The 22,682-nt window shown below is 68.0% G+C and carries 25 protein-coding genes; 13 read left to right on the top strand and 12 right to left on the bottom strand.

Features of this window, described 5'->3' with window-relative positions; translation table 11 throughout:
• Window positions 1–55: 55 nt before the first annotated feature.
• A complete protein-coding gene (locus BMZ17_RS19030; RefSeq protein WP_093143291.1) occupies window positions 56–451 on the top strand; it encodes a MerC domain-containing protein in 396 nt (131 codons plus the stop codon).
• 88 nt (window positions 452–539) lie between these two features.
• Here the strand turns inward: BMZ17_RS19030 and BMZ17_RS19025 are convergent, their stop codons facing one another.
• The 5 genes from BMZ17_RS19025 to zwf form a co-directional block, all read right to left on the bottom strand.
• Window positions 540–1,373: a DUF4189 domain-containing protein gene (locus tag BMZ17_RS19025; protein ID WP_175485680.1), complete on the bottom strand. Its 834-nt coding sequence runs from the start codon at window positions 1,371–1,373 to the stop codon at window positions 540–542.
• An 84-nt stretch (window positions 1,374–1,457) separates the two neighbouring features.
• Window positions 1,458–3,173, bottom strand: coding sequence for an ExeM/NucH family extracellular endonuclease (locus BMZ17_RS19020; RefSeq protein WP_093143282.1), 1,716 nt, complete (start codon window positions 3,171–3,173; stop codon window positions 1,458–1,460).
• A gap of 102 nt (window positions 3,174–3,275) precedes the next feature.
• Complete coding sequence (locus tag BMZ17_RS19015) at window positions 3,276–3,794, bottom strand: c-type cytochrome (protein ID WP_093143279.1); 519 nt, start codon at window positions 3,792–3,794, stop codon at window positions 3,276–3,278.
• Window positions 3,795–3,937: 143 nt separating this feature from the next.
• Window positions 3,938–4,654 (bottom strand): 6-phosphogluconolactonase, encoded by a 717-nt coding sequence (gene pgl, locus BMZ17_RS19010; RefSeq protein ID WP_093143274.1) that lies wholly within the window; start codon window positions 4,652–4,654, stop codon window positions 3,938–3,940.
• A complete protein-coding gene (gene zwf, locus BMZ17_RS19005; RefSeq protein ID WP_093143270.1) occupies window positions 4,651–6,135 on the bottom strand; it encodes a glucose-6-phosphate dehydrogenase in 1,485 nt (494 codons plus the stop codon). Before zwf ends, pgl begins: the two co-directional genes overlap by 4 nt.
• 138 nt (window positions 6,136–6,273) lie before the next feature.
• Between zwf and BMZ17_RS19000 the strand changes: the two genes are divergently transcribed.
• Window positions 6,274–7,023: a GntR family transcriptional regulator gene (locus BMZ17_RS19000; protein WP_093143266.1), complete on the top strand. Its 750-nt coding sequence runs from the start codon at window positions 6,274–6,276 to the stop codon at window positions 7,021–7,023.
• Between the two features lie 56 nt (window positions 7,024–7,079).
• Here the strand turns inward: BMZ17_RS19000 and BMZ17_RS18995 are convergent, their stop codons facing one another.
• On the bottom strand, window positions 7,080–7,331 hold the full coding sequence (locus BMZ17_RS18995; RefSeq protein ID WP_093143261.1) for a hypothetical protein: 252 nt from the start codon (window positions 7,329–7,331) through the stop codon (window positions 7,080–7,082).
• A 233-nt stretch (window positions 7,332–7,564) separates the two neighbouring features.
• Between BMZ17_RS18995 and BMZ17_RS18990 the strand changes: the two genes are divergently transcribed.
• From BMZ17_RS18990 to BMZ17_RS18980, 3 genes are all read left to right on the top strand, one after another.
• Complete coding sequence (locus BMZ17_RS18990; RefSeq protein WP_093143256.1) at window positions 7,565–7,852, top strand: hypothetical protein; 288 nt, start codon at window positions 7,565–7,567, stop codon at window positions 7,850–7,852.
• A 162-nt stretch (window positions 7,853–8,014) separates the two neighbouring features.
• A complete protein-coding gene (locus tag BMZ17_RS18985; RefSeq protein ID WP_093143251.1) occupies window positions 8,015–9,160 on the top strand; it encodes a DUF3182 family protein in 1,146 nt (381 codons plus the stop codon).
• Window positions 9,144–10,004, top strand: a complete 861-nt coding sequence (locus BMZ17_RS18980; protein WP_093143246.1) for an alpha/beta hydrolase family protein — start codon at window positions 9,144–9,146, stop codon at window positions 10,002–10,004. Before BMZ17_RS18985 ends, BMZ17_RS18980 begins: the two co-directional genes overlap by 17 nt.
• 759 nt (window positions 10,005–10,763) lie before the next feature.
• On the opposite strand, the gene BMZ17_RS18975 is transcribed toward BMZ17_RS18980, so the two are convergent.
• From BMZ17_RS18975 to BMZ17_RS18960, 4 genes are read right to left on the bottom strand one after another with little or no spacing between them, the layout of a single operon-like run.
• Window positions 10,764–11,660: a ParB/RepB/Spo0J family partition protein gene (locus BMZ17_RS18975; protein ID WP_093143241.1), complete on the bottom strand. Its 897-nt coding sequence runs from the start codon at window positions 11,658–11,660 to the stop codon at window positions 10,764–10,766.
• The gene (locus BMZ17_RS18970) at window positions 11,660–12,460 is read right to left on the bottom strand and encodes a ParA family protein (protein WP_093143235.1); all 801 of its coding nucleotides are present in this window, start codon (window positions 12,458–12,460) and stop codon (window positions 11,660–11,662) included. Before BMZ17_RS18970 ends, BMZ17_RS18975 begins: the two co-directional genes overlap by 1 nt.
• Before the next feature lie 48 nt (window positions 12,461–12,508).
• Window positions 12,509–13,150, bottom strand: coding sequence for a 16S rRNA (guanine(527)-N(7))-methyltransferase RsmG (rsmG, locus tag BMZ17_RS18965; protein ID WP_093143230.1), 642 nt, complete (start codon window positions 13,148–13,150; stop codon window positions 12,509–12,511).
• A 43-nt stretch (window positions 13,151–13,193) separates the two neighbouring features.
• Entirely contained in the window at window positions 13,194–13,808 is a 615-nt protein-coding gene (locus tag BMZ17_RS18960; protein ID WP_093143225.1) for a 4'-phosphopantetheinyl transferase family protein, read from the bottom strand.
• 215 nt (window positions 13,809–14,023) lie between these two features.
• Here BMZ17_RS18960 and BMZ17_RS18955 point away from each other — a divergent pair, with 215 nt between their 5' ends.
• Window positions 14,024–14,275 carry a GlsB/YeaQ/YmgE family stress response membrane protein gene (locus tag BMZ17_RS18955; RefSeq protein WP_093143220.1) on the top strand — a complete coding sequence of 84 codons (252 nt, stop codon included), beginning with the start codon at window positions 14,024–14,026 and terminating at the stop codon, window positions 14,273–14,275.
• Window positions 14,276–14,356: 81 nt separating this feature from the next.
• Here BMZ17_RS18955 and xth read toward each other — a convergent pair whose 3' ends face one another.
• On the bottom strand, window positions 14,357–15,124 hold the full coding sequence (gene xth / locus BMZ17_RS18950) for an exodeoxyribonuclease III (RefSeq protein ID WP_093143214.1): 768 nt from the start codon (window positions 15,122–15,124) through the stop codon (window positions 14,357–14,359).
• Window positions 15,125–15,205: 81 nt separating this feature from the next.
• On the opposite strand from xth, the gene BMZ17_RS18945 reads away from it, so the two are divergent.
• A complete protein-coding gene (locus BMZ17_RS18945; RefSeq protein ID WP_093143209.1) occupies window positions 15,206–15,748 on the top strand; it encodes a gamma carbonic anhydrase family protein in 543 nt (180 codons plus the stop codon).
• 84 nt (window positions 15,749–15,832) lie between these two features.
• Window positions 15,833–16,729 (top strand): DUF2167 domain-containing protein, encoded by an 897-nt coding sequence (locus BMZ17_RS18940; RefSeq protein ID WP_093143204.1) that lies wholly within the window; start codon window positions 15,833–15,835, stop codon window positions 16,727–16,729.
• Window positions 16,730–16,751: 22 nt separating this feature from the next.
• Here the strand turns inward: BMZ17_RS18940 and BMZ17_RS18935 are convergent, their stop codons facing one another.
• Window positions 16,752–17,024 (bottom strand): YkgJ family cysteine cluster protein, encoded by a 273-nt coding sequence (locus tag BMZ17_RS18935; protein ID WP_093143200.1) that lies wholly within the window; start codon window positions 17,022–17,024, stop codon window positions 16,752–16,754.
• 170 nt (window positions 17,025–17,194) lie between these two features.
• Here BMZ17_RS18935 and BMZ17_RS18930 point away from each other — a divergent pair, with 170 nt between their 5' ends.
• Genes BMZ17_RS18930 through BMZ17_RS18910 form a run of 5 tightly spaced genes read left to right on the top strand, consistent with a single transcriptional unit; the run spans window position 17,195 to window position 22,598 of the window.
• Window positions 17,195–17,887 (top strand): RDD family protein, encoded by a 693-nt coding sequence (locus tag BMZ17_RS18930; RefSeq protein WP_093143993.1) that lies wholly within the window; start codon window positions 17,195–17,197, stop codon window positions 17,885–17,887.
• Window positions 17,884–18,882 (top strand): stage II sporulation protein M, encoded by a 999-nt coding sequence (locus tag BMZ17_RS18925; RefSeq protein WP_093143195.1) that lies wholly within the window; start codon window positions 17,884–17,886, stop codon window positions 18,880–18,882. Before BMZ17_RS18930 ends, BMZ17_RS18925 begins: the two co-directional genes overlap by 4 nt.
• Window positions 18,872–20,440: a DUF4129 domain-containing protein gene (locus tag BMZ17_RS18920; RefSeq protein ID WP_093143191.1), complete on the top strand. Its 1,569-nt coding sequence runs from the start codon at window positions 18,872–18,874 to the stop codon at window positions 20,438–20,440. The genes BMZ17_RS18925 and BMZ17_RS18920 overlap by 11 nt, the downstream gene beginning before the upstream one ends.
• Complete coding sequence (locus tag BMZ17_RS18915) at window positions 20,437–21,600, top strand: DUF4350 domain-containing protein (protein WP_093143990.1); 1,164 nt, start codon at window positions 20,437–20,439, stop codon at window positions 21,598–21,600. The genes BMZ17_RS18920 and BMZ17_RS18915 overlap by 4 nt, the downstream gene beginning before the upstream one ends.
• Window positions 21,597–22,598: an AAA family ATPase gene (locus BMZ17_RS18910; protein WP_093143186.1), complete on the top strand. Its 1,002-nt coding sequence runs from the start codon at window positions 21,597–21,599 to the stop codon at window positions 22,596–22,598. Before BMZ17_RS18915 ends, BMZ17_RS18910 begins: the two co-directional genes overlap by 4 nt.
• Window positions 22,599–22,682: the final 84 nt, after the last annotated feature.

Raw genomic sequence — 22,682 nt, 5'->3', positions numbered from 1 at the left:
GCCCGGGTTGACAGGGGGTGTATTGTTACTAAGTAACATTTATCTGGAAGCCCCCATGAAGTTCTCCCCCAACGCACACGAAGTGTGCGACGCCTCGGCCATCGGCCTGTCCGCGCTGTGCCTGGCGCATTGCCTGTTGCTGCCTGTGCTGGCGGCCCTGCTGCCGGTGTTCGGCGCCTGGGCGCAGGCCGAATGGGTCCACCTGCTGTTCGCCTGCATCGCGCTGCCGCTGGCCGGTGCGGCGCTGTGGCGCGCGCACTTGTTGCGGCCGCTGCCGTTGCCGCTGGTCGCCCTGGCTGGGCTCGGCCTGACCGGCTTGGTCGCTGGTGCGTTCGGCTTCCCGACGCACGCCTGGGAAACCCCGGTCACCGTCGTCGGCAGCCTGCTGCTGGCCAGCGCGCATGTCTGGAACTGGCGCCGCCGTCCGCACGCGGACTGCGAAACACCGTAAGCCCCAACAGACCGCTCAGAGCACCATCACGTGATCGCCCCGGTGCTCGTCACCCTGCCCTGAACGTAGCTAGGTCGCGCCCGCCTACTTATTGGGTTTTGCGATTTGGATTGGCTGGCGAACTGTCCATGAAACGCTGTACCTCATCCAGCAGCTGGTCAGTCTGTTTCCTGGTTTCGACGGCGCGTTCTTTGCTGGTCAGCGTGGCCACCACCTCGCAGTCGCCATCACCAGTCTGCTTTTTGCAGGCACTCTTTGCCTTGCGCGATGGATTGGACAGGAGTCCTTCGCTGGCGACCCAGGCCGCAACGAGCTGCCCATCCTTGCTGCGCGCGATGGCGGCCGAGCCGCTTCCTTGAAACGCATACGCCCAGCATGCAGGCGTGCCACATTGCTGGATGGCGGCGGCCTTCGCGTCCCGCTCCCGCGCCAGCTCGACGGCCTTGCCTTGTGCGCCGGTGCTTGCGTCGTAGGCGAGGGCGGAAAATCCGAAATAACTCGCTGGGCCCGTGCTGCTGCCCACGAGGACTACGACACAGCCTTGCCCACCGTTGTTCTGGCACTGCTGGACGGCCTCCTTGTCGCTTCTTTCGCTGAAACCCCATGCTCGATCGTTATCAGCAATGGCGACGTAGAAATAATCTGACCAGAACGATTGAGCGATGCAATGACCGCCGCATTGGCTGACGGCGGCACGCAAGGCATGCCCGGGATCTGGGTCACTCCAGGCCGAGCTGAATCCCCGCGTGGAGACATCGAATGCCACCGCGCCCGCGACCGAACTGCATTGCCGCTGGAAGATGGGAGTAGGCGCTGTACCGTTTCCGCCGCCGGTTTGGCCCACCATGACGTTGTCGCAGAACTCGGTTGCCTCCGCCTGAGAACTTAATCCAGATACAGCGGCCAACAGCAGGCTGGCCAAGGCCAAAATCCGAAAATCCATTTTCGTCATTCTCCTCAATGTGCCCAGAAGGTTATCCGTCTTCGCGCGTGGCTTCCATGGCTTTCAGAGATCGAACCCAAGCACCATCGGGTCGTGGTCGGAGCTGCGCCACGGGCCGGTGACGTCGGCGCCTTCGTAGCCGTCGTCGAAAGGTTCGTCGGCGTTGGCGTGCCATTCGGCGGCACCCTTGAGGTGCTTGGCCAGCGCCGATGACAGTAGCGCGTGGTCCAGGCGGCCGGTCTGGCCGTCGTAGACATAGCTGTAAGGCGCTTCGACCTTGGCCACGGCGAAGGCATCGGCCCAGCCGGCCGCGCGCAGGGTGACCAGCGGGGCTTCGTGCGCGTAGGCGTTGAGGTCGCCGACGATCAGGCTGCGGGTGGCCTTCTGCCCGGTCGGGTCGGCCTTGAGCCAGGCGTCGATGCGGCGTGCGGAGTCGGTGCGGGTGGCGTTCCAGCAGCTGGCGCCGTCGTGCTGGTCGGCATCGGCGCCGCTGGCCTGGCCGCAGCCCTTGGACTTGAAGTGGTTGGCGGCCACCACGAACACCGGCCCCTTGCCGCGCCGGAACGCCTGCGCCAGCGGCACGCGGCTGTGCTCGACGAACGGGCCGCCTTCCAGCACCGCCGGCTTGCCGACCGGCGTGACCCTGGACGCGCGATAGATCAGGCCGACCCGGATCGCGTTGTCGCCCGGGCCGGTGCCAGCATCGACGTATTTCCAGTCGCTGCCCGTGGCGTTGAGCGCATCGACGAACTGGGCCAGCGAGGACTGCGGCCCGTAACCGTCGTTTTCCAGCTCCATCAGCGCGGCGATATCGGCGTTGAGCGGGGTCAGGGTGGCGACCAGCTTGGCCACCTGCGCCTTCCATTCTTCCAGCGTCTTGGCGCCGCGCTCGGTCGGGAAGCCGCCGCCCTGGCCGTCGCCGTTGAACAGGTTTTCCAGGTTGAACACGGCCACCTTCAGGTTGCCCGGTACGGCCGGCGCGGCCGGACGCGCGGCGACCTCGACCCTGAGCGGTTGGGTGACCTGCAGGCGCCAGGCGCCGTGGCGGAAATCGACGATGCCGTTGACGCCGGTGGCGATCGAGCCGGTGCGCACCGGGCCATTGGGCAGGTAGGGAAGGGTCTTGGGATCGCGCCGGTCGCTGGCGTCGTCCAGCAGCACGCGGCGGCGCGCGTTGTCGGCGATCAGCGCGGCCATTTCCGGCGTGCCGGCGACGGCTTTCTCCGAGGGCGTCCACATGCGTCCGTCGAAGCTGGCGATGGTCTGCCCGTAGCGCGTGTCGGTGCCGTCCAGGGTCAGTGGCTCGTCGATCCGCACGCGCATACCTTCCAGCGCTTCCCAGCTGGCAGGCGGCGCGGTCAGCACCTTGGGCAGCGGCGAGATCAGTGCCGGGCCGAGCATCTGCGCCTTGGCCAGCTGCACGGTGGTCAGGGTGTCGTCGTCCTTGCCGGTTTCAGCGACCGCACCGGTGATCTGCCAGCGCTGGCCGGCATGGACGTCGGGCAGCGTGGCGCCCGCGGCGGCGCTGACGAAGACCGCGTCGGAAGTGGCTTCGTCGCCATCGCCGTCGTCCTGCAGGAAAAAGCCGGCCAGGCCTTCGCGGAAATCGCCGGTGACCGTGCCTTCGACCGTCACCGTCCTGCCTTCCAGCGGACTGCGCGCGCCGCTGCCCTGCACCTGGCCGATCTTCAGCACGGCCTCGGCCTGGCTGGGCGCGCTGGCGCAGGCGCATAGGGCGGCGAGGGAAGCGGACAGCAACAGCGGGCGGATCGGCGACATGAAGATTCCAGAAAGCGAAATGCGAAGGACGGGCGGAACGAATCGGCACAAACAGCGACGCCGCCCGAAGGCGGCGTCGGAACACGCGATTGTGCCCTGCGATTACTTCGACTGATCGAGCATCCAGTCCACGGTGGCGTGGATCTGCGCTTCGCTCAGGCCGGCGTTGCCACCCTTGGGCGGCATCACGCCGCCATCGGGGCCGGTGAAGCCTTCGATGGCATGCTTGTAGAGCGTGTCCTTGCCCTTGGCCAGACGCGCGCCGAAGCCGGCGGCGTTGAGCATCGGCGCGTTGCCGACCCCGGCGGTATGGCAGGCGGTGCACAGCTGGTCGAAGATCGTCTTCCCGTCGAGCGTGCCGCCGTAAGCGCCTTGCGCGGCCTGCGCCGCAGCGGCGGCCGCAGCGGCCGCGGCCTGGGCGGCGGCGCCAGTACTGCCGGCATAGACCGCGCCAACTGGCGTGATCCGGGCCGCGGTCTGCTTGGCGGCCACCGGCGAGACTTCCGGCGGAATGGTCTTGGAAAGGAAGAACGCCCCGATCATCAGCCCGACCGTGACCAGCATCAGGAAGCCGATCACCATCGAGAAGCGCTTGAGAAACTCCAGGTCGTAATTGCGCACAGTCCACCTTTGGCAGCGCCGCGTGAGCGGCGTGGCTGAAAACACTCGGGGTCTACGAATGTTCCGGTCGTGGGGGCGCCCGGTCGCCGCATCCGTTCAGGGAGGCAGCTGTCCGCATTATAAGCAGGCCTGACGGTCCGGCCTCAAGGACACCAGTAGGTCTGGACCGGTGCTTTGGTCGCATGCAGGACCGCGGCGATCGGCGGGCCGTCGGCCGCAGCCAACGCCTGCTGCAGCACGTCGGCCTTCTGTTCGCCTTCGATATGCAGGTACAGGCGGCGCGCGGCGGCCAACACCGGCAGGGTCAGAGTGATGCGCGGCTCGCCAGCGGCCGGGGCGTGCATCGGCACGATCCGCGCGCTGCCGGCCGGGTCCAGGGCGCGTTCGAGCCAATCGCCGCCGGGAAAGAACGAGGCCGTATGCCCGTCGGTGCCCATGCCAAGCACGGCCACGTCCAGCGGCAGCGGCAGGTCGGCCAGTTCGGTCTCCAGCTCGGCCAGGGCCTGTTCCGGGCCGTCGCCGTAGTCGCGGTACAGCGGCAGGAAGCTGGCCACCGCGGCGGCGCCATACATCAGGTGCTGGCGCACCAGCGCGGCGTTGGAGCGGGCGTGGGTTTCATCGACCCAGCGCTCGTCGACCAGGGTGACGTGGATCTGCTTCCACGGCAGCGGCTGCACCGACAGCGCCTGGAAGAAGCGCACCGGCGTGGTCCCGCCGGACAGGGCCAGCACGGCGCGGCCGCGTTCGGCCAGGGCCGCGCGCAGGTCGTCGGCGACGGCGGCGGCCAGGGCTTCGGCCAAGGCGTCGTGGTCGGCGCAGGCGTGGACCTGCGCAAGGTCGGCGGGAAGGGTCAGGCTCATGTGCCGGCGTCCTCGTGCCAGGTGCGGCCGTCGCGCTCGATCAGCGCCACGGCGGCGTTGGGGCCCCAGGAACCGGCCGTGTACGACTTGGGTGCCTCGGGCAGCTGCTCCCAGGCTTCCAGGATCGGATCGATCCACGCCCATGCCGCCTCGACCTCGTCGCGGCGCATGAACAGCGACTGGTTGCCGCGCACCACGTCCATCAGCAGGCGCTCATAGGCTTCGGGCTGGTGAACGCCGAAGGCCTCGGCGAAGCTCATGTCCAGCGGCACATACTTCATGCGCAGGCCGCCCGGACCCGGATCCTTGATCATCAGCCACAGCTTCACGCCTTCATCGGGCTGCAGGCGCAGGACCAGACGGTTGGGCTGGGCCGGGCCGGCGCTGGAATCGAACAGCGAATGCGGCACCGGGCGGAACGCCACCACGATCTCCGACACGCGCTCGGGCAAACGCTTGCCGGTACGCAGGTAGAACGGCACCCCGGCCCAGCGCCAGTTGGCCACTTCGGCCTTGATCGCCACGAAGGTCTCGGTGCGGGAGTCATTGCGGCCCAATTCGTCCAGGTAACCCGGCACGGCCTGTCCGCCCGAGGCACCGGCGCGGTATTGGCCGCGCACGGTGACGTGGCTGACGTCTTCCCTGGTGATCGGCTTGAGCGAACGCAGGACTTTCAGCTTTTCATCGCGCAGCGCGTTGGCCTGCAGCGTGGCCGGCGGTTCCATCGCCACCATGCACAGCAGCTGCAGCAGGTGGTTCTGGACCATGTCGCGCAGCGCGCCTGAGGTGTCGTAGTAGCCGGCGCGCTTTTCCAGGCCGACGGTCTCGGCCACGGTGATCTGCACGTGGTCGATGCGGTTGGCGTTCCACAGCGGCTCGAACAGGATGTTGGCAAAGCGCAGCGCCAGCAGGTTCTGCACCGTCTCCTTGCCCAGGTAATGGTCGATGCGGAAGGTCTGGTGCTCGTTGAACACCGCGCCGACCGCGTCGTTGATCGCCGCGGCGCTGGCCGAATCCTTGCCGATCGGCTTTTCCAGCACGACGCGGGCATTGCCGTTGTTCAGCCCGGCATCGCGCAGGCGCGAGCACAGGTCCACGAACAGGCTTGGGCTGGTGGACAGGTAGAACACCCGGATGCGCTCATCGCCGGTGGCCTTGAGCAGCTCGGCGAATTCTTCCCAGCCTTCGTCCTTGGTCGCGTCCAGCGGGCGGTAGTCCAGCAGCTGCAGGAACGCGGGGATGCGCGCAGCCAGCAGCGCCTCGCCCTCGGCGACCTTGGCCAGCGCTTCGCCGACCCTGGCGCGGTATTCGGCGCTGTCCTGCGGGTCGCGGGCCACGCCGACGATGCGGCTGTCCTGCGGGATCTGGCCATCGGCATAGCGGCGCAGCAGGCCGGGCAGCAGCTTGCGCAGGGCCAGGTCGCCGGTGCCGCCGAAAATCACCAGGTCGAAGCTGTCCACGGGTACGGTCTTGGCGGTCACGGCTGAAGCCTTGTCGGAAGCGGAAAGGAGCGGGCAAGACGATACCACCGCGCTACCACGCGGCCCAGCCCCACCCTCGGGCGCGTGAAGAAATCAGTAAAGATTGAAACCTTGGTATCGCATTGGTACTTTTCCGGCATGCTTCCCGCCATCGCCACCGAATATCTGCGCCTGCAATCGGCCGAGACCAGCCGCACGCTGGCCTATCTGCGCCTGCGCCGCGCCATCCAGCACCTGATCGATACCGGCGTACTCGGGCCCGGCCACGGCCTGCCCAGCGAGCGCGACCTGGCCGCGGGCCTGCAGCTGTCGCGGGTGACCGTGCGCAAGGCGCTGTCTGGTCTGATCGACCAGGGCCTGCTGAGCCAACGCCAGGGCGCGGGCACCTTCGTCTCCGAGCGGATCGTGCGCAGCTTCTCGCGCCTGACCAGCTTCACCGACGACCTGCGCGAGCGCGGGCTCAACCCGCAGGTGACCTTCCTGGAACGCGGCATCGGCGAAGTCACGCCGGAAGAAGCCATGGCGCTGAATCTTTCGCCCGGCAGCGGCGTGGTGCGGCTGTATCGCCTGCGCCATGTCGATGGCGCGCCAATCGCGGCCGAGCGCACCCTGGTGCCGCACAGCCTGCTGCCTGAACCGCAGCGCATCGGCGCTTCGCTCTACGAAGCGCTGGACACCTACGGCCATCGCCCGCGCCGCGCGCTGCAGCGCCTGCGCGCGGTCGCCCTGGATGCCGAGCCGGCGCAGCTGCTGCATCTGGAATCAGGCGCGCCCGGCCTGCTGGTCGAGCGGCGTGCATTCCTGGCCGATGGCCGGGTGGTGGAGTTCACCCGCTCGTTCTATCGCGGCGACGCTTACGACTTCGTCGCCGAACTGCAGAGCGACTGAGCCTGAAGTGATGACATGAGCGTCATGCCGATCGGCGTGACGCTGCCCCATCGCGCTCAGCGCACCGCGAGCGGCCCGCGCTGCCCTGCCGACAGCAAGCGCTGCGCATCGACGCCGACCTCATCGAAGATTTCGCCGATGCGCTCGATCGCATGGCGGGCCTGTTCGGCATCGCCGACATGTTCCAGGATCGCCGCGGCATCGGCCGCGCAGTCATCGAAGAACGCCTGCTCCAGCGGTGCGTCCGCACCGGCGGTGACCTTGTCGTGGAGCTGGTCCAGCTGTTGATCCAAGAAGTCCTGATGCATGGCGGCATGCCCTCGGTGTGCACCACGATGGATGGAAGAACGCCTGGAAGATTGCCCGGCTTCACTGCGGCGCCTGTGGAATGCGCCGCACACTTCACGCACGGTCACTCATGACCAGAGGGCATCAGCACCGAACGCCAGCGAACGATGCGATTGGGCGCGTTGGCCGCTTGTGATCGCATGGACAACATTTGCTTCGCACCGGATTCACGCAGGCGTGCTATCACTCCGCCATGGCTGATGGACCCCTGCATTCCCCCGCGCAGGACACGCCTGTATCCGATGTCACGCACGCGGCCAGCGATCTGGCCGCCGCGCTGACGCGGGTCCAGGCTTACCTGCGGGCAACCCAGCACCGCTATGTCAGCGAGGATCGCTGGTGGCAGGGATTCGCTCGCCTGTTCATGGAACTTGAAGCGCAGTTGTGCAATCCCATCGCATTGGAGATTGCCGTCGATCAGTTGCTTGTGAGGCAAGGCAGCACCTGTTGGTCGATCCAGCGTTCCCGCATGGCGTTGTAACGCACGCGCAATCCGCCGTTCCCGTGCTGGGCCCTCCGGCAACCACCTGCAAAGCGCTTTACGCAGTCCCGCGATCCTTCGCGTTCGTCCACCGAACGCTCCGCCTCGGGCCGCCTTGCGCGTGCCCGGACTGAAGTTCCCACCGCAGGCAAGGGGAAAGACATGCTCGCCATCATCGACATCCAGCCGCTGCGCACGGTTGCCGCACCCGCGCCGATCCTGCACGCACCGCCAGCGGTCACGCCGCTGTTCACCGATCTCGCACGCGCGCCGCATGAACGGGCCAGCGTCGACTGCTTCGGCCGTCGCCTGGCCGCGCTGATGGGGCGTGGCTTCCGCGATCAGGCGCTGCCCGGGTTGCCCGGCTACTTCATCCCGATGGAAACCCTGACCCGCGAGGACGCGGCGATGCGCGGCATCACCTGCGCGCAGGACCTGTTCGGCGGCGTGGTGCCGCTGGCCTTCGTCGCCAGCAAGCTGGTGACCCACGGCCTGGTCGAAGGCGGACAGGGCGCGCCCGAGGGCTGGCAGCATGATCTCGGCGCAGCGATGGGCGATGCGGTGCTGCCCGGCTATTCGGTGTTCACCCGCGCGGATCTGCAGGCGGCGGTGACGCAGCTGCTGCCGCTGGGCAAGGTGCGCTGCAAGTTGGCCAATGCGCGCGGTGGCAACGGGCAGAAGGTCGTCGCGTCGATCGAGGCATTGCAGGCGTGGCTGGCCGGCGTGTCCGATGACGAGGTGGCCGATGGCGTGGTCGCCGAGACCAACCTGGAATCGGCCACCACTTTCAGCATCGGTTGCGTGGACGTGGGTCGGCACACGATTGCCTACTTCGGCACCCAGCGCACGATCGAAACGCCCAAGGGCGACACGGTCTACGGCGGCTCGGTGCTGCGCGTGGCGCGCGGCGGGCTGGACCTGCTGCAGCACGTGCCGTTGCCCGCGGAGGCCGCGGCGGCGATCGCCAAGGTGCAGCACTACGAGGCGCAGATTGCCGCGGCGTATCCGGGCTTTTTCGCCTCGCGCCGCAACTACGACGTGGTCCATGGCGTCGATGCGCATGGGATCGAACGCTGCGGCGTACTGGAGCAATCGTGGCGCTTCGGTGGCGCCAGCCCGGCCGAAATCCTCGCGCTGGAAACGCTGCTGGACGAACCTGATCTGCCGTGGCTGGACGCGATGACCTACGAGACCTGGGACGACGAACCGGTGCCTGGCGATGCGGTCGTGTACTTCCAGGGCGAGGTGGCTTCACTCGGCCACCTGACCAAATACGCTAGGGTCATGCGTGATGGACGTGACCCTTGAACACATCGGTTTTCCCGTCGACAGCGACAAGCTCTCCGGCACGCTGCTCGCGCCGGCGCGAGCATTGCCCGGCGTGCTGTTCGTGCACGGCTGGGGCGGTAGCCAGGATCACGATCTGGCACGCGCTCGCGATGCCGCCGGCTTGGGCTGTGTCTGCCTGACCTTCGACCTGCGTGGCCATGAGGGCGACGCCAAGATGCTGGAGCGGGTGACGCGCCAGCAGAACCTGGACGACTTGTTGGCGGCCTACGACTGGTTCGTGCGCCAGCCCAACGTGGACGAGAACGCCATCACCGTGGTCGGCATCAGCTATGGCGCCTACCTGGCGACGATCCTCTCGTCGTTGCGCCCGGTGCGCTGGCTCGCGCTACGCACGCCAGCCCTCTACAAGGACGAAGGCTGGGAGCTGCCCAAGCGCCAGCTGCACCAGGACCCGGACCTGATTCCGTTCCGCCATCGCCAAGTGGCGTGGCAGGACAACCGCGCGCTGCGCGCCTGCGCCGAATTCCAGGGCGATGCGCTGATCGTCGAGGCAGAGCTGGACCAGATCATTCCGCATCAGGTGATCGAGAACTACATGTCGGCGTTTACCCGCGCGCGCTCGCGGACCTCGCGTGTGATTGCCGGTGCCGACCACGGGTTTTCCGAAAAGCCGGTGCAGCGCACCTACACCACGGTGCTGGTGAAATGGCTGACTGAGATGGTGGTGGGTGCTCGCGAGCATGCGGCGCGGGAGAAGGTGGCGGAACGGAAGCGGGTGCGCGATGGGCAGTCGTCTGCCTCGTCATCATCTTCCTCATCGTCGGCTTCGACGCATGCGGTGGCGGATGGGATGACGCGGTAGCGTTTCACTGCGGCTCGCGATTTCCGTTTCCGTCTTCGTGCGTTGTTTGAATTTTCTTAGAGCAAGAGCTTTCGTGCGGCTTCGCCGCCCGACCTACTTTCTTTGCTTGTGCAAAGAAAGCTAGGCAAAGAAACACACTCCGGGCGGCACGCCTGCTCCGCAGGTTCGCTACGGGACGAGGGATTTTTGGAAGGGACATCCTTGTCCCTTCCAAAAACGACGTGCATCCATGCACGTCGCCCTGCGGGTCTTGGCCTCGTCCCTTCGCCGTGCCTCACGGAGGGGTTAAGAGCGTGAGCAAAAACCAAAAGCAAAACAAAAGCCAAAGCCAAAGCCAAGCCAAAGCGAAGAGCGGTGAAGCTTGATCCGCTTCGCTGATTTCTCATAGGAAATCGCAGGGCTAGAGCCGAGCTTTGCTCGGCTGCTTTTACTCTTGCTGTTGCTCTGCTCTTGATCTTCAGCGCCTTCAAATCGAGCCGAGCACCGCAGGCTGATTGGGCCGCAGAGGCGCCCTGTTTGAGCGAAGCGAGTTTGGGCGCCGTGCCCGATCAGACGAGGAGCACAGGGCACCGATGCGAAGCATCGGCGAGTGTCAGGCGCTGGCGGTTTTGGCTACTTTTGCCAAGCACAAAAGTAGCTCGCGCCGCGAAGCGGCGTGAAAGCTCTGCTTGGAAAGAAGATGCGAGAAGGCGCTCAACAAAGAATCTGCGCAAAAAAATCTGGCACAGAGCGGCGGAGCAACCTCCGCCTCAGCGGAAATTACTCCCGCTTGCCCCGCAACCGCTCCAACACCCCATCCAGCGTATCCAGATCGGTGTAATGGATCACCAGCTTGCCCTTGCCGTTGCGGCCGTGGGCGATGTCCACCTTGGTGCCCAGGGACTCGGACAGCTCGGTCTGCAGCGAGGCGATGTCGGCCTGCGGAGTGGCCTTGGCGGGTTTCTTCTTGCCGTTGACCGGGACGCGGCCGGCGGCGAACTGCGAGGCGCGGTGTTCGACTTCGCGCACCGACCAGCCCTCGTCGGCGGCTTCGGCAGCCAGCTTGCTGGCCAGCTCGGGCGAGAGCGTCAGCAGGGCGCGGGCGTGGCCCATTTCCAGGCGGCGCGCTTCCAGCAGCGCACGGATCGCGGGCGGCAGTTCCAGCAGGCGCAGCAGGTTGGACACCGCCGCGCGCGAACGGCCGACCGCTTCGGCCGCCTGGCCGTGGGTCAGCGAGAATTCGTTGATCAGGCGCTGCAGCGACTGCGCTTCTTCCAGCGGGTTGAGGTCTTCGCGCTGGATGTTCTCGATGAGCGCCATCGCGATGACGGTGCGGTCGTCGAGTTCGCGTACCACCACCGGCACTTCGGCCAGGCCAGCGAGCTGCGAGGCGCGCCAGCGGCGTTCGCCGGCGACGATCTCGTAGCTGCCGTCGGCTTGCTGGCGCACGACGATCGGCTGGATGACGCCCTGGGCGCGGATCGAGTCGGCCAGCTCGTCGAGCTTGGACGGGTCCATCGCCATGCGCGGCTGGTAGCGGCCCGGCTGCAGCTGGCCCACCGGCACGTTGCGCAGGGCTTCGCCTGGCTGGGCTTCGGTCGGCGGGGTCTCGGCGCCCTTGGGGCCGAGCAGCGCTTCCAGGCCGCGGCCGAGGCCGCGCTTCTTCGGGGCGGACATCAATAGGTCTCCATGGGCGGGGGCGCGGGCCGGCTGCGTTCCTTCTGCCGGCGCAGGACTTCGCCGGCCAGGCCCAGATAGGCGACGCCGCCACGCGAGGTGCGGTCGTAGCCGACGATGCTCTGGCCGTGGCTGGGCGCTTCGGCCACGCGCACGTTGCGCGGCACGATGGTGCGGAAGACCTTGTCGCCGAAGTGCTCGGTCAGCTCGGCCGAGACCGCGTTGGCCAGGTTGTTGCGCACGTCGAACATGGTGCGCAGCACGCCTTCGATCTCCAGCTTCGGGTTGAGCCGGCTGCGGATGGCGGCGATGGTGTCCATCAGCGCGCTGAGGCCTTCCAGCGCGTAGTACTCGCACTGCATCGGCACCAGCACCGAGTCGGCGGCGGTCAAGGCATTGAGGGTCATCACCGACAGCGCCGGCGGGCAGTCGATGATGATCCAGTCGTAGTCCGGGCGCAGTGGATCCAGCGCGGTCTTGAGGCGCTGCTCGCGTGCATGGGCATCCATCAGCTGGATCTCGGCGGCGGTCAGGTCGATGTTGGCCGGCATCAGGTCGAAGTCTTCGCCGGTGCGCACGATGGCCGCGCGCGGCTCGCTTTCCTGCAGCAGCACTTCGAAGGTCGAGGCCTCGATCTCGCGCTTGTCCACCCCGCTGCCCATGGTGGCATTGCCCTGGGCATCCAGGTCCACCAGCAGCACGCGCTGGGGCGTGCGGGCGAGCGCGGCGGCCAGGTTGACGGCGGTGGTGGTCTTGCCGACGCCGCCCTTCTGGTTGGCGATGGCGATGATGCGGGCCATGCGATCGGCTCTTTGGGGAAAAGGGTGGAACCGGGGATTATGCGGGTTTCAGGCGGCGCGTCCCACCGTGACCAGGTGACGCTCGCCGTCCTGGCCCGGGACGGACAAGGGCACGGCCTCCACCAGCGACCAGCCCGCCGGCAGTGCCGCAATTTCGTCATGCGGCATCACGCCTTTCATCGCCAGCAGGGTCCCGCCGGGTTTGAGCAGGTGTCCACCGACCTCAATGATGCCGGCCAGGGTGTCCAGGGCGCGGGCGGTGAGGTGGTCGTAGGCGGCCGGGCGATCCAGCGCTTCGGCGCGGCTTTCGGCCACGGTGGCATTGGGCAGCTTGAGCTGGCGCACGGCCTCGCGCAGGAAGCGGGCCTTCTTGCCGTTGCTCTCCACCAGCGTGACCTGCAGCTGCGGATGGGCGATGGCAAGCGGGATGCCGGGCAGGCCGGGACCGGTGCCCAGATCGGCCAGCGTGCCTGTGGACACGAAGCGGTGCATCGCCAGCGAATCGAGCAGGTGGCGGGTGACCATCTGCCGCGGGTCGCGCACGGCGGTGAGGTTGTAGGTGCCGTTCCAGCGCACCAGCAGGGCCAGGTAAGCCAGCAGCGGCGGCGCCAGGTCGGGAGACAGGCCGAGATCGGCCAGCCCGTCGCGCAGCGGCGTGTCCAGGCCAGGGGGCAGGGAATCGTGGGTCATCGGCGGGGATTATCGCAGGCCGGCGCCAGGGGCGCTTGCGACCTCAGCCTGCGGGGCGGGCGCGCCAGGCCACCGCGGCCAGGTACTGCGGATGCGGCTGCCACTGGTGCAGCATCCAGTCGTTGGGCGCGCCGAGCTGCGGGTCGCAGGCGATCAGCTGCAGCGCGGTGTCGGCGCCGAGCGGCGCGAATTCCAGTCGCTGCAGGCCAAAGGAAATGCCATGCCCATGCGCCTTCAGCACCGCTTCCTTGGCGCACCACAGGCGCAGGAACGCCAGGTGGCGATCGCCCTCCGGCAGCGCCTGCAGCGCGTCGGTCTCGGCTTGGGTGAAGAAGCGCGTGGCCAGCTCCAGCGCGCGCGGACGTGGGCGCAGGCGCTCGATGTCCGCACCGACTTCGACCTCCGGGCCGGTGGCCAATAGCAGGGCATCGCCGCTATGACTCCAGCTCACGTCATGGTGCTGCAGCGCGCCTTCCAGACGCGGCTTGCCACGCATATCGCGGCGCAGCGGCAGTGCGCCGGGTGGCAGGTGGAACCAGCTTTCCAGCAGCGGACGGGCCGTCGGTTCGCCCGACAGGCGCGCAGGATGCGACGTCCACCACACCTGCAGCGGGCCGATGTGGTGCTCGGCGAAAAAGATTTCGTTCGGTTCAGGCATGTGCAAGCGCCGCACGTGCTGCACGCAATTGCGCTGCCCTGCCTGCCCCTGTGCGTGAAGACTGTCGCGCACCGCCGGTCGGAAATGCATGAATCCCCTTGTTTTCAGGGCTTCTGCCGCACCTGACGTACACGACGGTTTCACGGCCAGGCCCGCCAAATCGTCCTGCACCCCACAGCGCGGGGCATCCCTTCATCGAATCAAGGAGAACGGCTATGGGCATCATCATCTGGTTGATCGTCGGTGGCGTCGTGGGCTGGCTGGCCAGCATCATCATGCGTCGTGACGCCCAGCAGGGCATCATCCTCAACATCGTGGTCGGCATCGTCGGTGCCGCCATCGCCGGTTTCCTGGGCGGCGGCAGCATCAATCAGGCCATTACCGTCGGCACGTTCCTGTGGTCGCTGCTCGGCGCGGTGGTCCTGCTGGCCATCGTCAATCTGTTTACCCGCAAGAGCGTGCGTTAACGCGCCCTCAGCGGTTGCAAACGACGAGGTGAGAAAGCCCGGGCTGGTCCCGGGCTTTTTCTTGTCCGCCTGTTTGGCGCGTCAGTCGATCTGCACCCAGGCCGGCGCATGGTCGCTGGGGCGTTCCAGGGTGCGCGGCTCACGATCAATGCCGGCGGCCGCGGCGCGTGACTTCAATGCATCGGACACCAGGGTCAGGTCGATGCGCAGGCCCAGATTGCGGCGGAAGCCGGCCATCCGATAGTCCCACCAGCTGAAGATGCCGGCATCGTCGTGGTGCAGGCGGAAAGCATCGTGCAGGCCCAGGTCGAGCAGGCCCTGCAGCGCGGCGCGCTCGGCGGTGGAGGTGAGGATGTGGTCCTCGTTCCACACCGCCGGATCGTGCACGTCGCGCGCATCGGGCGCGATGTTGAAATCACCGAGCACCACCAGCTGCGGATGCACCGCCAGCTCGGCCTTGATCCAGTCATGGACCGCGGCCAGCCAGCGCAGCTTGTAGGCGTACTTGTCGGTGCCCACGTCCTGGCCGTTGACCACGTAAAGGTTGATCACGCGGATCCCGTTGATGGTGCCGGCGATGGCGCGCTTCTGCTCGTCCTCAAACTCGGGGATGCCGATCTGCACGTCCTCGATCGGCGTGCGCGCCAGCAGCGCGACTCCGTTGTAGGTCTTCTGCCCGGCGAACACGCTGCGATAGCCGGCGCCGACCAGCGCCGCATCCGGGAACTTGTGGTCTTCCAGCTTGGTTTCCTGGATGCCGACCACGTCCGGGCCGAAATCGCGCAGCCACTGTTCCAGGTGCGGCAGGCGCACGTTAAGCGAGTTGACGTTCCAGCTGGCGATCTTCATGGCGATGCGAAGGCGAGGGAGAAAAGGCGGCACAGCCTAACCCAGCCGGACCGGCCGCGAGGCGCGGGTACACTGGCGGGCATGAAGAGCCTGCGCCCCTATCTGGACAAGCGCCCCGTGCTGGGGCAACGCGTGTATGTCGACCAGGCGTGCACGATCATTGGCGACGTGGTGCTGGGCGATGACGTGTCGGTGTGGCCGGGCACGGTGATCCGTGGCGACGTCAACCACATCCGCATTGGCGCGCGCACCAACGTGCAGGACGGCACGGTGATCCACGTCAGCCACGAAAGCCCGTACAACAAGGGCGGCTATCCGACCCTGATCGGCGAGGACGTGACCGTCGGCCACGGCACCATCATCCATGCCTGCACCATCGGCGATGCCTGCCTGATCGGCATGGGCGCCTGCATCCTGGATGGTGCGGTGATCGAGAAGAACGCCTTCATCGGTGCCGGCGCCGTGGTCGGTCCGGGCAAGCGCGTAGGCAGCGGCGAACTGTGGGTCGGCAACCCCGCGCGGCCGGCGCGCACGCTCTCGGACAAGGACATCGAGGGCCTGCTGTACTCGGCCCAGCACTACGTGCGCATGAAGGACCAGTACCTGGCCCAGGACGAAAGCTAACCCTATTGTCAGCAAGCCCCGACCCGCGCGACACTCCGCCGCGCCGGGCATGGGGATGCCCTTCAAGGATGATGGGGATACACGATGAAATACGCATTCGGCGGCCTGCTGGCCGCGTGCACGCTGGCGCTCGCACTGCCGGCGCTGGCCCAGGACAGTGACGGATCGGCCAAGGCGCTGATCGACGGCCTGCATTTCCGCAGCGGCGAGGTCGAGGTGGCCGAAGCCGGCGCGCACTTCAACCTGGGCTCGCAGTTCCGCTACCTGGACAAGGCCGACACCCGCAAGGTGCTGGAACAGCTGTGGGGCAATCCCGAGGACGACACCGTGCTGGGCATGGTCGTGCCCACGCATCCGTCGCTGGAAGAGGACGGTAGCTGGGCGGTGGTGGTGACCTACGAGGCCGAGGGCTACGTGTCCGATGCCGATGCGGCCAAGATCGATTACGACGCCCTGCTCAAGAACATGAAGGAAGGCACGCAGGAGGCCAACGCCGAGCGCGAGAAGGCCGGCTACGGCCGCGTCGACCTGGTCGGCTGGGCGGTGCCGCCGCGCTACGACGCCAGCAACAAGAAGCTGTACTGGGCCAAGGAACTGGCCTTCAGCGGGCAGCCTTCGCACACGCTGAACTACGACATCCGCGTGCTGGGTCGCCACGGCTATCTGAGCCTCAATGCGGTCTCGGGCATGGACGAACTGCCGCAGGTGCAGACCGGCATGCAGCAGCTGCTGCCGATGACCGACTTCAACGCAGGCGCGCGCTATGCCGACCACAACCCGTCCACCGACAAGGTCGCCGCCTATGGCGTGGCCGCGTTGATCGGCGGCGGCCTGGCGGCCAAGACCGGGCTGCTGGCCAAGCTCGGCCTGATCCTGGCCAAGCTGGGCAAGCTGCTGTTCGTCGGCGCGATCGCGCTGGTGGCGGGGATCAAGAAGTTCTTCAGCGCGCGGCGCGATCGCGCGTCAGGCACGGTGCGCTGAACAACCACTACGTGTCCGGTGCTTATGGACGCGTGGCTGCTTCCAGCCGGTCCAGATAGGCCATCGCCTCGCTGCGCGAGGCGCCGCACATGGACGCGTCCGGGCGCAGGCTGGCGCACACGGCCGGGCGTTCGGGGTGGCCGAAGATCCGGCAGCGCAGCGCCCCGTCCAGCTGCACGCAAGCGACACCGGCTGGCTTGCCTTGCGGCATGCCGGGGATCGGCGAGCTGATCGAAGGCGCGGTGCAGCACGCGGCGCAGCCGCTGCGGCAGGCCAGGGAGGACGACGGGGACATGACGCCAGTTTATCCGCGTGCGGCGCGCACGGCGGCCGACACGGGTGGGCAAGCCCGGCGTGGGCCGCTACAGTCTGGCGCGGAACGCCAGGGATGAAGTCAGGCATGGACAGTCGCCAGCAGCAGGCAGGCAGCAACCGGGGATCGCAATGACGGCAGTGCCGCAGGCGGTGCATGCGCCGGTGCTGGATACCTACCGCGAAGTCATCACGCCCGAGGGCGTGGCGCTGCAGCTGCCGGCGGCCGGCCCGGTGCCGCGCGCGCTGGCCTGGGCGATCGATGCCGTGGTGCGGATCGCGCTGATGTTCACCGCCTCGCTGCTGCTGGGCGTGCTGGGCAAGCTGGGGGGCGGATTGACCCTGATTGCCGCGTTCGTGATCCAGTGGGGCTACATGATCCTGCTCGAAGCGCTGTGGCACGGCCAGACCCTGGGCAAGCGCACGATGGGCCTGCGCGTGGTGCTGGCCAACGGTGCGCCGATCGGCTGGCCGGCGGCGATCACCCGCAACCTGCTGCGGGTGGTGGACATGCTGCCCTTCGCCTACGCCACCGGCCTGGTGGTGAGCCTGGTCGATCCTTCCGCGCGGCGCCTGGGCGACCTGGCTGCCGGCACGCTGGTGGTCCATGCCGAACGCGGCGAGCGCGCCGGCCATGCGCCGGTCAATGCGGTGTTCGTGCCGCCGACGATGCTGCGTCCGCAGGAACAGGCGGCCATCGTCGCCTTCGGCGAGCGCGCGCCGCGGCTCACGCCCGAGCGCCAGGCCGAGCTGGCTGACCTGGCCGAACCGCTCACCGCCGCGCGCGGGCCGGCCGGCGTACTGCGCCTGTTCGGCATGGCCAACTGGCTGCTGGGGCGCCGATGAAGCAGGAGCAGTTCGTCGCCCGGCACCAGCGCGAGTGGGTCGAGTTCGAGATCTGGCTGCGGACCCGCGCCGAGACGCGCCGCGCGCAGGACGAACGCAACACCGGCGCGCTCGGCGATGACGCCATGCCGCAGCGTTATCGGCGCATCGCCCAGCAGCTGTCGCTGGCGCGGCGGCGCGGCTACAGCCCGCAGGTCACCGCGCGCCTGCAGGAGATGCTGGAACACGGCCACCAGGTGCTCTACCGGACCGCGCCGGTGCGCTGGCGCGCGATGCTGACCTTCCTGATGGCCGATTTCCCGCGGCTGGTGCGCAGCGAGGCATGGTGCATGGGCGCGGCGCTGGTGCTGTTCGCGCTGCCGTTAGTGGTGATCACCGTGCTGCTGCAATACCGGCCCGAGTTGATCCACGCCTTCATGGACCCGATGCAGGTCGCGCAGATGGAGTCGATGTACGACCCGGCCAATCCGCGCATCGGCCGCGACAGCGGCAGCGACTGGTACATGTTTGGCGTGTACATCATGAACAACATCAGCATTGGCCTGCGCACCTTCGCCAGCGGCCTGCTGGTGGGCGTGGGCAGCATCGTGGTGCTGGTCAGCAACGGGCTCACCATCGGCGCGGTGTTCGGGCACCTGACCCAGATCGGTTCGGGCGGGCCGCTGTGGAGTTTCGTGTGTGGGCATGGCGCGTTCGAACTCACCGCGATCGTCATCGCCGGCGGCGCCGGCTTGCAGCTGGGCCTGCACTGGCTGGCGCCGGGCCGGCGCACGCGCGGGCAGGCGCTGGTCGAGGCGGGGACGAAGGGCGCGCGGCTGTGCCTGGGCGTGGTGTTCATGCTGCTGGTGGCGGCCTTCATCGAAGCCTTCTGGTCCTCGATCGCCAGCGTGCCGTATCCGGTGAAGTACGCCGTGGCCGCGGTGCTGTGGAGCGGCGTGTGCGCGTGGCTGTGGCGCGGCGGTCGTGGCGAAACGAAGGGGCGCGATGCGCGCTGAACACCTCACTGTCGAACTGCGCGCGCGTTCGCCCTGGGAGGCGGTCGAGCTGGGCACCGCGCTGGTGCGCCGCCATGCGCGCGCGATCTGGCGGCCGTGGCTGTGGCTGGCGCTGCCGGTGTTCGTGCTGGTCAACGCGTCAGCGTGGGCGCTGTCGATGCCGTTGGCGTCGTGCCTGGTGCTGTGGTGGATCAAGCCGGTGTTCGACCGCATCCCGTTGTTCGTGATCTCACGCGGCGTGTTCGGCAACGAACCCACGCCGCGCCAGACGCTGGCCGCGCAGCTGCGCTGGGGCTGGCGGCCGATGCTGGGTTACCTGACCTGGCGGCGTTTCAGCCCGGCGCGCAGCCTGTTCCTGCCGGTCGAGCTGCTGGAAGGTGACACCGGCGCGCGCCTGCGCACGCGGCGCAGGGTGCTGGGCGCAACCATCTACGGCAACGCCGCGGCGCTGAGTGGCGTGTTCCTGGCGTTCCAGCTGGCGGTAACGCTGGCGTGCGTGGCGCTGGTCTTCATCTTCATCCCGCTGGACTACCTGCCCGAAGCCGCGCGCGCCGGCCTGGCAATGATGGGCAGCCCGCCGCTGTGGGCGCAGCTGGGCTTCAACGCATGCTTCTGGATCGGCGTTGGGCTGGTCGAACCGTTCTTCGTCGGCGCCGGCTTTGGCCTGTACCTCAACCGGCGCACCCAGATCGAAGCCTGGGATGTGGAGATCGCCTTCCGTCGCATGCGCCAGCGCCTGCTCGATGCGGCCGCGCCAGTGCTGCTGGTCTGCGTGTTGATTGGCGCCGGTCTATCCGCGACGCCGGCTCAGGCGCAGGACCAGACCCCGCCGCAGATCGAAAGGCCTGCCGACGCGGATGACGACGACACCGAGGGCGTGCCCAAGCCGCCGGGCGTGGAGCAGGTGTTCGGCCAGGCGCGCGTGGATGACCATGCCTTCCGCAAGGCGGCCACGCAGGCGATGCACGATCCGCTGCTGGACCGCCATCGCACCGATCGCAGCTGGCAGCGCAAACCCCAGGATGCGCCGCCGGACAAGCAACCCGAGCTGGACCTGTCCTGGCTGCGCAAGCTGGAAGGGGCGCTCGCCTTCATCGGCGAATGGGGCCTGTGGATCCTGCTGGCCATGCTGCTCGGCCTGCTGGCGTTCACCGCGCGGCACTGGTGGCCGTGGATGCGCGGCGTGCGCGCGCCGCGGCCGGTCGTCGTTGAGGCCACGGTCACCGCGATGGCCTTGCCCGAACGCCTGCCCGAAGACATCGCCGCCAGTGCGCGCCGGCTGTGGGCGCAGGGCGAACATCGCCACGCCCTGGCCTTGCTGTATCGCGCCAGCGTCGAGGCGATGGCCCAGCGCGCTGGCGTGGTGCTGCCGCCGGGCGCGACCGAATCGGAATGCCTGCGTTTCTCGCGTCGCCAGCCGGAAGAGGTCGACCGTGGCCTGTTCGCACGCATGGTGCGTACCTGGCAATACGCCGCCTACGCCCAGCGCCTGCCCGAAGACGCGGAGTTCGATGCGCTGCTGGGCGAACTGCAGGCGCGCTACCGGTGGAGCGCATGAGCGAGAGCACGCGCGGCGCGAAATGGGGCTCGATCCTGCTGGGCGGCGGATTGTTCGTGTTCGTCTTCATCGCCTGGTTCGTGCACAACTTCGAGCGGGTTGAACGCACCGTCGCGCTGCCGCCGATCGGCGAGGCCGCGTGGAATCCGCTGTACCTGCTCAAGCAGACGCTGCACGCCGATGGCATCAAGGCCGAGTCGCGCCCGCGCTTCAACCAGCCGGTGTCTGCGCTGGGCCCGCACGACACGCTGGTGCTGCTGGACGACCCGCGCTATCTCAATGCCGCGCGCGCGGATGAACTGCTGGGCTGGGTTGAACGCGGTGGCCATCTGGTCGTGCGTACGCCGCCGGGCGCGCAGCTGAGCAAGCACGAAAGCCTGCCGTTGCTCGATGCGCTGGGCCTGGAAGCGATGGACCAGGGCGAGTGCGAAAAATTCCAGGTGCCGGGCGAGGACGAACACGTGGAGTTCTGCGGCGATCGCCGGTTCGTGTTCGCCGAGGTGGAACCGGAGCTGTCGTGGGGCAACCTGCGCGATGGCTACGTGTATGCGCGGCTGAAGCACGGCCGCGGCCACGTGGACGTGCTGGCGGATGTCGACTTCCTCGGCAATGGCCGACCTGCGCTGGCCGAGATGCCCGCGCGCGATGGCCTGCGCGATGTGCCCCACCAGGTGCTGGCGCGGCAGATCCTGGCGCCCAACTACGGCAAGGGCACGGTGCATCTGGTCTACGCGGTGCAGATGCCGTCGCTGTGGCGCACCCTGGTCGAACGCGGCTGGCCGGTGTGGGCGCCGCTATTGCTGGCACTGTTTGGCGGGCTGTGGGCCAGCGCGCAGCGTTTCGGTCCATTGCAGCCTGCCCCGGCCGCAGCGCGGCGTTCGCTGCTGGAACACGTGCGCGCCAGCGGCGAGCACCTTTATCGCTACGGCAAGGGCGCGCTGTTGTACGCCGCCGCGCGCCAGGCCTTCCTCGCCCGCTTGCGCCGGCGCGATCCGGTCGCGGCCGCCCTCACCGGCGAAGCGCAGGCTGCCGCCCTGGCCGAGCGCTTCGGCCTGCCCGCCGCGCGCCTGCAACGCGCGCTGCAGGTGCCGTCCTCGCGCGAGCGTCGCGATTTCGCCGACCGCATTTCCCTGTTGATGCACATGAGAAACCGACTATGAGCGAGCTTCCCCATGACCCTTCCGTGCCTGCCGACGGCGTGCTGTCCAGCAGCGTGGCCGAGCGCGTGGCCCTGGTGCGCGAACAGGTGGCCAAGGCCTTCATCGGCCAGCCCGAGGTCCTGGACCAGATCCTGATCGCGCTGCTGGCCGGCGGCCACGTGCTGATCGAAGGCGTGCCCGGCCTGGGCAAGACGCTGCTGGTGCGCGCGCTGTCGCAGGCGCTGTCGCTGGATTTCGCGCGCGTGCAGTTCACGCCGGACCTGATGCCTTCGGACGTCTCCGGCCATGCGGTGTTCGACCCGGGCAGCCAGCGCTTCGAGATCCGCCGCGGTCCGGTATTCACCCACCTGCTGCTGGCCGACGAGATCAACCGCGCGCCGGCCAAGACCCAGTCGGCGCTGCTGGAAGCGATGCAGGAAGGCCAGGTCACCATCGAAGGCCAGTCCTTTCCGCTGGCGCCGCCGTTCCTCGCACTGGCCACGCAGAACCCGGTCGAGCAGGAAGGCACCTATCCGCTGCCCGAGGCGCAGCTGGATCGCTTCCTGCTGAAGATCCTGATCGGCTATCCGGCGCTGGACGAAGAGAAGCGCATGGTCGAGGCGATTACCACCGGGCGCACTGCGGCCGACTTCGACCTCTCGCAGGTGCAGTGCGTGGCCGGCGCGGCCGAGGTGCTGGCGCTGCAGCAGGCCACCTCCGCGGTGCAGGTGGATGCGCAGGTGATCGACTACGCCGTGCGCTTGGTCGCCGCCACGCGCCAATGGCCGGGCATCGCGCTGGGGGCCGGCCCGCGCGGCAGCATTGCGCTGGTGCGCGCCGCGCGGGCGCAGGCGGTGTTGAACGGCCGCGACTTCGTTACCCCCGATGACGTGCGCGATATCGCCGTACCCGCGCTGCGCCATCGCATCGCGCTGGCGCCGGAGCTGCAGATCGAAGGCCAGTCGCCCGACGACGTGCTGCGTGCGCTGCTGGTCAAGGTGGAGGCGCCGCGCAAGTGAGTGCGTGGTGCACCATGCACGGCGGAAACTGCTTCTGTGGCAGCTGCTCCAGCAGCGATGGCTGTGATCGGGAACGCCGCATCG

The sequence above is a fragment of the Pseudoxanthomonas sp. GM95 genome (assembly GCF_900109775.1).
In the GTDB taxonomy this organism is placed as follows: Bacteria; Pseudomonadota; Gammaproteobacteria; order Xanthomonadales; family Xanthomonadaceae; genus Pseudoxanthomonas_A.
This window is presented reverse-complemented; position numbering and strand designations above follow the sequence as displayed.